This window comes from Sphingopyxis sp. (assembly GCF_035565275.1).
Taxonomy (GTDB): domain Bacteria; phylum Pseudomonadota; class Alphaproteobacteria; order Sphingomonadales; family Sphingomonadaceae; genus Sphingopyxis.
On sequence record NZ_DATMST010000303.1, the window covers coordinates 1 to 11493 of the forward strand.

The 11493-nt window shown below is 65.5% G+C and carries 10 protein-coding genes; 3 read left to right on the top strand and 7 right to left on the bottom strand.

What is annotated here, in order from left to right; translation table 11 throughout:
* Together VN047_RS20025 and VN047_RS20030 are read left to right on the top strand one after the other, a co-directional pair.
* Positions 1-763, top strand: a 763-nt coding sequence (locus VN047_RS20025; protein ID WP_325545818.1) for an SDR family oxidoreductase, incomplete at its 5' end; no start/stop codon positions are given.
* 10 nt (positions 764-773) lie between these two features.
* Positions 774-1943, top strand: a complete 1170-nt coding sequence (locus VN047_RS20030) for an acyl-CoA dehydrogenase family protein (protein ID WP_325545820.1) — start codon at positions 774-776, stop codon at positions 1941-1943.
* A gap of 50 nt (positions 1944-1993) precedes the next feature.
* Here VN047_RS20030 and VN047_RS20035 read toward each other — a convergent pair whose 3' ends face one another.
* The 6 genes from VN047_RS20035 to VN047_RS20060 form a co-directional block, all read right to left on the bottom strand.
* Positions 1994-3232: a MipA/OmpV family protein gene (locus VN047_RS20035; protein ID WP_325545822.1), complete on the bottom strand. Its 1239-nt coding sequence runs from the start codon at positions 3230-3232 to the stop codon at positions 1994-1996.
* Between the two features lie 130 nt (positions 3233-3362).
* Positions 3363-5723, bottom strand: coding sequence for a TonB-dependent receptor (locus tag VN047_RS20040; protein WP_325545824.1), 2361 nt, complete (start codon positions 5721-5723; stop codon positions 3363-3365).
* Entirely contained in the window at positions 5710-6675 is a 966-nt protein-coding gene (locus VN047_RS20045) for a FecR family protein (protein WP_325545826.1), read from the bottom strand. Before VN047_RS20045 ends, VN047_RS20040 begins: the two co-directional genes overlap by 14 nt.
* On the bottom strand, positions 6665-7231 hold the full coding sequence (locus VN047_RS20050) for a sigma-70 family RNA polymerase sigma factor (protein ID WP_325545828.1): 567 nt from the start codon (positions 7229-7231) through the stop codon (positions 6665-6667). The genes VN047_RS20045 and VN047_RS20050 overlap by 11 nt, the downstream gene beginning before the upstream one ends.
* Before the next feature lie 258 nt (positions 7232-7489).
* The gene (locus VN047_RS20055; RefSeq protein ID WP_325545830.1) at positions 7490-8038 is read right to left on the bottom strand and encodes a hypothetical protein; all 549 of its coding nucleotides are present in this window, start codon (positions 8036-8038) and stop codon (positions 7490-7492) included.
* Between the two features lie 156 nt (positions 8039-8194).
* The gene (locus VN047_RS20060) at positions 8195-10297 is read right to left on the bottom strand and encodes a TonB-dependent receptor (protein ID WP_325545832.1); all 2103 of its coding nucleotides are present in this window, start codon (positions 10295-10297) and stop codon (positions 8195-8197) included.
* A gap of 171 nt (positions 10298-10468) precedes the next feature.
* Between VN047_RS20060 and VN047_RS20065 the strand changes: the two genes are divergently transcribed.
* Entirely contained in the window at positions 10469-11119 is a 651-nt protein-coding gene (locus VN047_RS20065) for a DUF4198 domain-containing protein (protein ID WP_325545834.1), read from the top strand.
* A gap of 30 nt (positions 11120-11149) precedes the next feature.
* On the opposite strand, the gene VN047_RS20070 is transcribed toward VN047_RS20065, so the two are convergent.
* On the bottom strand, positions 11150-11493 hold a 344-nt coding region (locus VN047_RS20070), incomplete at its 5' end, for a DUF3325 domain-containing protein (protein ID WP_325545836.1).

Sequence of the window (11493 nt, forward strand, 5' to 3'; positions counted from 1 at the left end):
GGCGCAGCGCACCGCCGACGACATCGTGGCCGCCGGCGGCCGCGCGGCCGCCAACTTCGGCAACGTCGCCGATCCAAAAGAAGCCGCAAGCATCATCGAGGACGCCGTCCAGCGCTTCGGCCGCATCGACGCCGTGGTCAACAACGCCGGCATCCTGCGCGACACGATCTGGCACAAGATGAGCTATGAAGACTGGAAGAGCGTCATCGAGGTCAACCTCACCGGCGTCTTCAACGTGTCGAAGGCCGCCACCCCGTATTTTCGCGAACAGCAGTCAGGCAGCTTCGTCCATTTCACCTCGACCAGTGGCCTGATCGGCAATATCGGGCAGGCCAATTATTCGGCGGCAAAGCTCGGCGTCGTCGCGCTGTCGCAGTCGATCGCACTCGACATGGCGCGCGTCGGCGTGCGGTCGAACTGCATCGCGCCCTTCGCGTGGAGCCGCATGACCTCGTCGATCCCCGCCGAAACCCCCGAGCAGCAGGAACGCGTCAAGCGCCTCCAGGAAATGTCGGCGGACAAGATCGCGCCGCTCGTCGCCTATCTCGCGTCCGACCTGTCGAAGGATGTGACGAACCAGATCTTCAGCGTGCGCCGGAACGAGATTCTGCTTTTCTCGAAACCGCGCCCCGTGCGCTCGATGGCGAAACTCGAAGGGTGGACGGCAGAAGCAATCGCCGACGAACTGATCCCCGCCTTCCGCCCCGCTTTCGCCCGCGCCGACGAAGTGTCGGCGCATGTCTTCCCCTACGACCCGATCTGAGGAACAGGCCATGAGCAACCCCGGCATGGACGCCGATGTCTTCGAACAGTTCATCGAACAACTCGACCGTTATGTCCGCGAGCGTCTGATCCCCGCGGAGAAGGACATCCTCGAAAGCGATGAAATCCCCGCGGATATCCTGTCCGAGATGCGCGACATGGGCCTGTTCGGCCTGACCATCCCCGAAGAGCACGGCGGCGCGGGGATGAACGTCAGCCAGTATATCCGCACCATCCACACCCTGTCCTACGCGATGCCGGCGTTCCGTTCGATCATCTCGATCAACATCGGCATGTTCGCCTCGGCCTTGAAGAATGGCGGGACCGACGCGCAAAAGGCCGAATGGCTGCCGCGCGTCGCGGCGGGTGAGATCGCCTGCTTCGGGCTGACCGAGCCGGGTTCGGGGTCGGACTCGGCGGGGCTGCAGACGACCGCGACGCCGACTGACAACGGCTGGGCCCTGAGCGGCACAAAGCGCTACATCACCAACTCGCCCTTCGCCAAAGTGGGCCTGATCATGGCGCGGACGAGCAAGGAGAACCTGCCCAAGAACGCGCACGTCTCGGCCTTCATCGTCCCGCTCGACGCGCCCGGCGTAACGATCGGCAAGTCCGACAGGAAGATGGGCCAGTCGGGCAGCCATATCGCGGACATCGTCATGGACGACGTCCGCGTCGGGGGCGAGGCCCTGCTCGGCGGCGAACTCGGCAAGGGTTTTGCTTTTGCGATGATGAGCCTCGACAACGGCCGCATGTCGGTCGGCGCCGCAGCGACCGCTTACGCCCGCCGCGCGCTCGACAGCGCGGTGCGCTATGCGACCGAGCGCAAGGCGTTCGGCGAGCCGATCGCCAATTTCCAGCTGATCCAGCAGATGCTCGCACAGAGCGAGATCGACATCTACGCCGCCGAATGCATGATGGAGGATGTCACGCGCCGCGCCGACGCGGGCGAGAATGTCCTGCGCAAGGCGGCGGCGTTCAAGGTCTTCGCGTCCGAGATGTGCGGCCGCGTCGCCGATGCATGCGTCCAGGTCTATGGCGGCGCCGGCTATCTCGCCGAATATGATGCCGAGCGCTTCTTCCGCGATGCCCGCATCTATCGCATCTACGAAGGCACGACGCAGATCCTGCAGCTCCAGATCGCCAAGCATATGCTGCGCGAATTCGCGAACACGAATTGACGGGTAACGGGATGCCGGACGATCCTTCCGGCATCCCGCTTTTCTCGGCCTCAGAAGCTGTAGGTGACCGCGAAAACCCCGTAAGGCCGCGTCTTGTGATAAACGATCGGGCTGCCCTTCGCGTCGCCGAGCAACGAGGACACGCCCCCCACCGCCATCACGCCGATGCGGTCGGTCAGACGGTAGACGACGGCAAGCTCGGCCTTGGCATCGACGAGCCCGCTACCCGCCCGATATTGCGGAAGCCCCGACGCGGCGGACTGCTGCGCGGTTACCCCGAAATAGCGGTTGTTGTGTTTGCGGTCGGCCCAGGTCGTGCCGATCGAGGGGATCAGCATGAGCTTGTCGCTTGCCGCGACCGGATAAGCGAGGCTGGCGTCCGCGATGACGCCTTCGGTGTTGCCCGTGATGATCTTGGTCGCGCCGAGCGTCGCTTCGAAGCCGCCCTGCCGGAGCTTCACGAAACCGCGCCCGCCGAGACCCAGCGACAGCTTGCCGATGCCGTCGGGCACATCTTTCGCCCGGTAGCCGCCGACCGGGGTGAGCCCCACGCCAACGGTCACATGCTCGGAATCGAAGAGATTGGCACCGATACCATCCTGAAGATTGACGAAGAAACGGCCCCGTTTCACATCAATCATGGGCAGCGGCTGAAACCTGTATTCGTCCGCGCCCTGATAGGCTGGCGCGTAAAGCCCGCCGACACCGACCACGATGCGATCGCCGCTGCCATCGGGGGTGTCCGACGGTCCCTGAAGCGGGCGCTGCGGCTGCGCCTGGCCGGCGGTGGGCGCCATCGCGAACGACAGCATCACAAGCATGAGGCTGGAACGCGTTCGGGAAGTGGAGAAATTGAGCATATTTTCCTTCGCTATGCTGGGGGGAATAAAGGATGGGACAGGTCCGGACGCCGGGACCGTGGACCGGGGGAGGCGGCCCGGCGCCCGGTTTTCCGCACGACGCCGGACAAGGCCGCCGACGCGGGCGCGAAAACTGTTCTGTAAGTGATGCGGCGCGATCAGCCGGTCGATCGCTTCCTTCTGGCTGGAATCATATCCCGCGCGGCGAAGGCGATCATATTCGTCCTGCGGAAGGGCCTGCTCCGCCGTCCGGCGAAGGATCGCGTAGCGCCGCAGCGCCTCGAGCCGGGGATTGGCGAGCGGAAGCGAGGTCGCGCGATGTCCGAAAAGCCACAGAAAGATGGTGCTGTGCGGCATCACGCTGGAACGCGGATCGCCGAGCGACACGGCAATCACCTGCTTTTCCAGCGGCGTCAGTTCGTCGGCCATCGGCGGCATCTCCTTCCCCCCTGAGACGCCGAGGGGAGAGATGCTCCTCACCAAAAAATGACGGATGATTGTCCCGAACGAAAAAAGGGCGGAAAAGCTTGCCATGCCGGCCGGGCGCGGCGCGATGGGATCAGAAGCGGGCGTCGATCCCCAGACGGATCGTGCGCGGGCGCACCGGGGTTATCTGGTTGCGGCCCGCCAGTTCGAAGGGGTTCCCGAAGGCAAAGGTGTTCGCGCGTGTGTCGCCAAGGTTCGCAATGTCGAGCGACAGGCCGAAGCGGGGAAACCCGACCCGGGCACCGATATCGACGACCCCGTAATTGCCTTGCGAGACGTCGAGCAAGGGTCCCACGCCGAGGTTCGACTTGCCGAAACCACGAAACGACGCATTGACTGTCAGGCCGACCTTCCGCGCCAATTGCCTGCGCCATTCCACCCCGAGCCGCAGTCCGTCGTCGGGTATATTGGGAAGCGTATTCTTGTTCGGCTCCCCGAATTCGGGCGGGACGTCATACAGAAAGCTCTGGTTGAGGAACGCCGCCGCGGTCAACGTCAGCGATGGCGTCGCGCGCCACTGTATTTCGCCGTCCAGCCCGTATATCCGGCCGTTGCCGATATTCGCCGTATAGGGCAGGCCCGCCTCGTCGACGAGATCGGCCTGGACATTGTTCCAGTCGACCGCGAACAGGGCGGCGCGAAGCGAAAAACGGTCGCGGTCCTTGTCCCGCCACCGGACGCCCAGTTCGATCTGGCCCAGTTCGTCGTGCAGGAATTCCTGGCTGTCCGTCGCCGATCCGGCAGGCGCAACCGCGAAGCCGCCCGCCCTGAACCCTTCCTGGTAATGCGAGTAGATCGACAACGACGGGCTGAGGCGCCAGTCGAGTGCGACGGTGGTCGCGAACTGCGACCCGCGCCGGGATGTTTCCTCGGGTCCCTCCGACCCGTCGCCGATCAGCCGCCCCGCCCCGCGCCCTACGGAGAAGCGCCCGCCCATCGTCAGGTGCAGCGAAGGCGCGACCGGAAGCGTCGCCTGTCCAAAGAGCGAGAATTCCAGTTGCCGGTTGCGTACCCCCGCGATCTGCTCGGGCGCATCGGGCGACCCCAGCCACCGCGAAACGCGGCTGACATTATGGATTGCCGCGAGGCCCGCGACCCACGGCGTTTTCGCGCCACCACCCGAAAGCCGCGTTTCATGCGACCAGAAGGTGATGTCATTTTGCTCCTCGAAGCGCCGCGGCGGTGCCGCCGCGGCGGACCCCGTCGCGTCGAACACCGTCGAGAGGTCCTGCCGGGCGACCGAGGTCGTCGAGACGAGCTCGCCCCTGCCCATCGGTCGGCGCGCGGTGACATAGGCGAGCCGATATTCGTTCCGGAACGGCTGCGACAGGCTGTTGCGCCGCTCGAGCGGCGGCTCGCCGCGGAGCAGATATTGTCCGTCATCGGCGCGGATTCGCTGATGGACGCCGCCGACATCGACGGTCCATCCCCCGACATCGTCGATGCGCCAGATCAGCCGCTGCCCGAAATTGTGGCCGCCATTGATGTCGCGCCGCTTTCGGCCGGGATCGTCGATATACCCCGCCTCGCGCGCGCCATAGACGACCGCCCGCAGCCCCATTTTCCCCTCTGCCAGCGGCAGATTGACCATTGCGGCGACATCGCCGCCAACGCCGCCGAAGCGGGTCGCGCTGATGCCGGCCGAAGCGCTCGCATAAGCCGATCCGCTGTCGGGACCGTTGGGCACCAGCCGCACGATACCGCCGATCGAGCCGGCGCCGTATAACGTCCCTTGCGGCCCCGCGAGGACCTCGACGCGATCGAGGTCGTAAAGATTGAGGTCGGGATCCGGGGCATTGTAGGAAAGGCGGACATCGCCGAGATATTGCCCCACCGTCGCCTGGGTAGGGCCGTTGAAACTGCTGTCCGCGATACCGCGCACATAGATTTTGTTGCGTCCGCGGCCAAGGTTCGTGGCGTTGAGCGTCGGCAGCACGGCCGTGATGGCCGCGGTTCCGCCGGGCGCGCTGCGCGCCAGCCAGTCGGAATCGAGTCCGACGATTTTCGCCGAACCCGGAAAACGGTCGAGCGGCACATTCTGTTTGCTCGCGGTGACGACGATATCGGTTGGATCGACCTGTATCACCGGCGCCTTTGGCGGCGCCGGTTTCGGCCGGGGCGGCAGCTTCGGCACCGCACGGCTGCGAACGAGGCGGACGGTCGCCCGATCGTAAAAGATCGCCTCCGCGCCGGTTCCCTGCAAGGCCCGGTCGAGTGCCACGCGAACCGGCAAATCTCCCCTCACCCCCGGTGAGCGGCGCGCCGCGATATCGGGATCGGTGACCGCGATGGTGATCCCGGCCTGCGCGCCGAGCCGGGCCGCCACCTCGCCGAGCGGCCCCGCCGGGATGTCGAACGATCGCGCATGGGCCGGATCGGTCGCCGCTAGGCCAAACAGGGCGACTGTCGCCGCCGCCCATCTATGGCGCGGCACTACCGGCCGGCCTCATGATCCACCCGTCGGGGCCCTCTTCGATCGCGACGTTCAGCGCGGGACTGAGCCGCCTCAGCTGCCCCGCGCCGCTGCCGTCAAGAGTGATCGTCCCCGAAAAAGGCCGGTCGGCAATCGATGGCGCGGCGGCGATACGCACGCCGAGTGCGCGGCTGAGCTCGTCGGCGACGCGCGACAGCGGCGCGGCGGCATAGATGAGCGATCCCGTCTTCCACGCTCCGACCGCGGCGACCGGGACGTCGTCCACCTTGACGCGCGCCGCGCCGCCGCGATCGACGAGGCTCTGGCCAGCGTCGAGCGATACGGCGCCCGCTCCCGGATTATAGACGATCTTTCCTTCGGCGACGGCGACGCGGACCTCGTTCCGCTCGTGCACGACGTTAAAGACCGTTCCCGCGTCCTCGACGACATTGCCGCCGACTTCGAGCCGGAACGGGTTCCGCACGTCATGCCGGACCCGGAACAGCGCCTCGCCCGAAGCGAGCGAAGCGAACCGCGGATCGTCGCGGTCGAACGTCATCCGCGTCCCGCCGTTGAGCGTGACTTCGGTCGCCGCGTCGAGCGCAACCACCCGCCGTTCGCCGGGCGCGGTCACGACATCGTAGCGGCTCGAGGCCTGACCGGAAAACAGCAGGACGGCCGCGGCGACCGAGGCGGCGATCGTGCCGCCGATCAGGCCTCGCCCCCACCGGCGGCGTGCCGGCGGCTGGACCGGCTCGCCCTGATCATTCGCGGCTTCGCGAATGACGACGTGCGGCAACAGGGGATCGATCGCCTGATCGGCGGCTTCGACAGCGTCATAGGCCTCCGCGTGGCGCACGTCTTCGGCGAGCCATCCGGCGAATGCCTCCCATGTGGCATCGTCGCCATCGCGCAGCCTGATATGCCACTCGATCGCGCGTGCGCGGATATTGTCCTGTGCCTCACGTGACATGGCGGTTTCTTTCACCTGTGAGATGCCGCCGGTCGGGGCGATCCTCATCCCATCTGAGCCGCGCCGAGGTAATCGCTTCATAAGCCCGCGCCAGATGCTTCTCGACGGCGCTCACGCTGATCCCCAGTTCTTCCGCGATCCGCCGCTGGGGCTCGCCATCGATCCGGAAACGGCGAAAGATAATCCGGCTCCGTTCGGGCAGATCGTCGAGCACGCGTTGCAGGATCGCGAGCTGTTCCCGCGCGATGAGTTCGGTCTCGACCGACGGCCGTTCGTCGACCTCGCCATCGCGCCCGCCATTGATCTCGCTCCAATCCTCCTCGCGGCGCGCCCGCCGGCCCGCGGTGCGGCGATGCATGAGGAAATGATTGTTGGTCATGCTGTAGAGATAGGCACGCGCCTGCGATACCGGGCCGATATGATCCGCCAGCAGCTTCATGTGAATGTCCTGGAGGATATCCTCCGCCTCGTCGGACGCCGCGCCGCGCGTCATCAGATAGCGCGCCAGCGCCGGACGCAGTTCGCCGAACAACCGGACAAGCCCGCCATCGTTCATGACGGGTTCGCGGCGCGAGCGAGCGCGAGCCGCAGGAACGGCCATCCGCGGAGTGACAGGAAAAGGCCGGCCGGCCCGGCGGGGGCGCATGGCAATGGTCTGTCCGGCCGATCGAATAATGCCGTCAAAGGCGGCTCCAAAGCTGTGCAATTAGGGGCGGCGGCAATCTTCCGGATTGCTCCGCGGCACGGGTGCGTATCGCACCCGTCTTTCCGGCGCAACCTGTTCCACCATGCGTCCCCGCCGGTCCGGGGGCGCTCAGCCGCCCTTTTTCTGTGCCCGCGCCGCCTTGACGCCCTCGACGAACTGCTTTTCGTTCACCTTCACCGCCAGCCCCTTCGCCGACAGGAAGAAGGCGGCGCGCGGCATGGTGATGTCGCCCTCGCGGGTGGTCAGCATCACCCCCTGCGGCGCGATCGCCTTGACCTTGCCGATTACGGCCGCGCCGTCGGCACTGCGGACGTCGGCGCCCGCCTTGAGAGCCCCGTCGACCGCCGCTGCATCGGTTTCGGCCTCCTTCAGCACCGCGAGTATCTTTGCCTTCGGTGCCTTCAGGCCCGGACCTTTTCCGGTCTTCACAAAGGCATTCTTCGGCACCACCAGTCCGTTGCCGTCAATCGCGACCGCGACCCTGTCGCCCTCCACCTTGACGATCTGGCCGACCTCCTCGCCGTTCTGGTCATAGACTTTGGTGCCGGGGGTCAACGAAGCAGGCGCCGCCGCCTCCTGCGCCAGCGCGGCGGGGCCGGCGGCAAGCGTCGCACCGGCAAGGCACAGCGCGGCGAACAGGCCAGAGGGATTGGGCATGGGAAACTCCCTTCGAACAAAACCCGCCCGTGCCGCATCGCCCCGCGCATCGCCAAATGACATATTGCCCGGCCGTGCAAAGGACACGGCGAGAGGTTTCATTGCCCGCGCACGACCACGGCCATCTCTCGATGGCCATGGTTGTGCGCGGTGTGATCAGAAACGATAGCCGACCGTCACCATCACGTTGCGCGGCGCCCCCATGAAGCAATCACCGCGATCGAGGCACGAGGCGTAATAGATCTTGTTGAACAGATTGGTGGCGTTGACCGCCAGCCGCCATTTGTTCCAGGTGATTTCGGCCAGCGCATCGACTGTCGTGTAATCGGGCGTGACGATCGTCGTGTTGTCGGCTGCGACGCTCGCCCAAGGCGGGCCGACCGACCTGCGCTTGCCGGTATAAACGACCCCCGCGCCAAGCCGCAGCTGCGCGTTTTCAGGCAGGCCGAAAGTCTTGGTCGTCCACGCCGATGCGTTGTGCCGCGGCAGGTAGATGAAGAACGGACTGTCGTCGGAGGTAAGCTTGTTATAGCCGTAGTTCACCAGCAGCTCGAAATTGCCGGGCAGCGTGCGGCTCGCTTCGAACTCGATGCCCTTGGTCGTGAGCTTGCCCGACTGGACGCGGCCCTGCCCCGGCAGAAGGTTGATCGGGCGGCCCGATTCCTTGATGTGGAAAGCGGTAACGGTGACCAGCGTCCCCGGATCGGGTTGCCATTTGACGCCGGCTTCATATTGCGTGCCGGTCTGCGGCTCCAGCCGCACGGTGTCGTCCGGGTCGGGCGTGATTGGCAGGAAGCTTTCGGTATAGCTGAAGAAGGGCGAGAAGCCGGCGCCAAGTTCGCCGATAATCCCCGCGCGGAAGGTCGTTGCCTTGTCGGTCGCGCCGAGGCCGTTCGGATTGCTAGACTTCACCCGGTCGCGCCGCGCGCCAAGGACGACCGAGACGCGATCCCAGAAGCGAATCTGGTCCTGCACGTAAAAGCCGAGCTGTTTCTGGACCTCGTTCGAAAAGTCGGGGCTGATTGTCGGGATCGCAAGCGCGTCATAATCGATATCATAGAGGTCTACAACCTCGAAACCGAAGCCGCTGCGCTTGCGGACTTTGCTCCAGCTGTAATCGATGCCGGCGAGCAGCGTATGCTCGACCGCCGCGCCGGTGTTGAACTTGAACTGCACATTATTGTCGGTCGAAAAGACATTGGTGCGCGCGATGCTGCCATCGGCGTAGAGCCCGATCAGCCGCCCCGCAGGATCGAGATAGGGGTTTTCGGGGTTCGAATAGCTATCGGTATAATGGGTGAAATAGCTGAGGTCGGCGTCGATGTAGCGCGCCTTGGCGCTGATCTGGATCGCGTCGCCGAACCGGTGGGTGATGCTGCCGCCGCCCTGTAGCAGGCGGCCGTCGTAGCGGTCCCAGCCGGGCTTGCCGACGAAGAGGAAGGGGTCGAGCTGGTCCGGATTGTCCGGATTGTCGCGCAGCGTTCCGATGATCGGCAGGAACTGCGGGGTCGAACCGCCATCGTCCTCCTGATAGAGGCCAGTGAGGACGATGTTGGTGTCGGGTGTCGGCTGCCAGCGGATCGACGGCGCGAACATCACGCGGTCGTCGGGGACGTGATCGACATAGGTATCGGCATCGCGGACGCGCGCGACCGCGCGGATCGCGAACGTATCCGACAGCGCGAGGTTGACGTCGCCGAGCACTTCCTTGCGGTCGTAGCTGCCGTAAACAAGGTCAAGGTCGCCGCGCGTTTCGAAATCGGGGGTCTTCGACACGAGGTTGACGATGCCGCCGATCGAGCCCTGCCCGAACAGCACCGAAGCCGGACCGCGCACGACCTCGACGCGCGAGAAATTATACGGGTCCGACGTGATGCTCGCATAATAGCTGAAGATGTCGCGCATGCCGTCGCGGAACTGGAGCGCGTCGATGCCGCGGATGACGAAGCCGTCGACGCGGCTGTCGCGGCCATACGGGTTGGCGGTGATGCCGGCGGTATAGCGAACGGTGTCGCTGATGTTGATCGCGCCCTGCGATAGATACTGGTCGTCGGTGACGATCGTGATCGGTTGCGGCGTCTCGATCAGCGGGGTTTCGGTCTTGGTACCCGCAAAGGTCTCGTCGCGCGTCGCGGTGACTAGGATGGTTTCGTCGCGATCGGCCGCCGATCCGGCATCGGCCGTTTCGTCGGCCTGGGCGGCGGCAGGAAACACAATGGCCGCTGCACCGCACAAGGCGATCGTTCGGACGAAATTCATGACATTCCCCTTTTTGCGACTCACTCTCAATTGAGCCTCCCCTACGAGCGATCATCTCTTTCCGCTAGTAAGAATCGTTTGCAATACGACGCGGGCTTTGCCAGATGCGCCCGGACATCTTGTCGCTGCGGTGGCTCGCGCTGCCGAACCGATGTCCGGAAAGGGACTATCTTGAAAAAGCTGCTCGCCGCCCTTCTGATCCTTGGTCCAATCGCCTCGTCTGCCAGCGCACACGAGGTATGGATCGAACGCGATGGCAACGCGCCCGCGCGCATCTATCTGGGCGAACCCGCCGAAGCGGTGCCCGAAAACGGCGACCCCGAATTCCCCAAACTGAAGAGCCCGATGCTGTTCGCTGGTGGCACGCGCGAACGCCCCCTGCCCCTGGTGCGCCGCGCCAATCATATCGAGGCTGCGACGCCCGATACGGGCGACCTTCGCCTGATCGACGATGCCGTATTCGAACCATGGGCGGGCGAAGACGGCAAGCTGCAGGGTGTGGTCTACAACGCCCGCGCGGGCCGGACAGAAACGCGCCATGGCCTCGATCTCGAGATCGTTCCGCTGACCGCGAACGGCGACAGCTTCCGGGTTCTGTGGCAGGGCAGTCCGCTGCCGAACGCCAGGCTGACCGTCATCGATCCCGATCGCTGGGCAAAGACGCACGTCGCAAACGATCAGGGCGTGATCACCATCCCGGCACGCGGCAAGGGGCGCTACCTGCTGTCGACCAGCCATGATGTCGCGGGCGAGCGGAGCCTTGCGGGCAAGACCGTCGCCAGCACCATCTTCGTATCGACGCTGACCTACACCGCGCCGTGATGCGCAGCGCTGCCAGCGGCGCGGCGCGCTTCAGGCGGTGAAGGAAAGCAACAGGCTGGCGCCGATGCCAATCAGGACGCCGCCTGCCGCAAGCCACGGCAAGGCGCGCGGACTGCGGTAGAGCACGAGCACGACGAGCGCGGCGGCGACACCGAGCAGGCCGATCCATTCGACCAGCGCGAAACGCCAGTCGGGACGCGAGACGGCTACGGCGAGCGACAGCAGCACCCCGGCCCAGCCGAGAAGGCGCAGCCCGCGCGGCCGCTGTTTTTTCAGACCGGCATCGCGCGCGTGACGCTGCATAGACAGGCCGATCAGCGACAGGCCGCCGAACGCCAGCGGCAAGAGCGCAACGGCGTTCATGCGTGCACCGC

Coding starts and splice junctions, on each gene's coding strand:
- VN047_RS20035 (WP_325545822.1), bottom strand. CDS start 3,232: ATGGCCGACGAACTGACGCCGCTGGAAAAGCAGGTGATTGCCGTGTCG.
- VN047_RS20045 (WP_325545826.1), bottom strand. CDS start 6,675: ATGTCACGTGAGGCACAGGACAATATCCGCGCACGCGCGATCGAGTGG.
- VN047_RS20060 (WP_325545832.1), bottom strand. CDS start 10,297: ATGAATTTCGTCCGAACGATCGCCTTGTGCGGTGCAGCGGCCATTGTG.
- VN047_RS20055 (WP_325545830.1), bottom strand. CDS start 8,038: ATGCCCAATCCCTCTGGCCTGTTCGCCGCGCTGTGCCTTGCCGGTGCG.
- VN047_RS20030 (WP_325545820.1), top strand. CDS start 774: ATGAGCAACCCCGGCATGGACGCCGATGTCTTCGAACAGTTCATCGAA.
- VN047_RS20050 (WP_325545828.1), bottom strand. CDS start 7,231: ATGAACGATGGCGGGCTTGTCCGGTTGTTCGGCGAACTGCGTCCGGCG.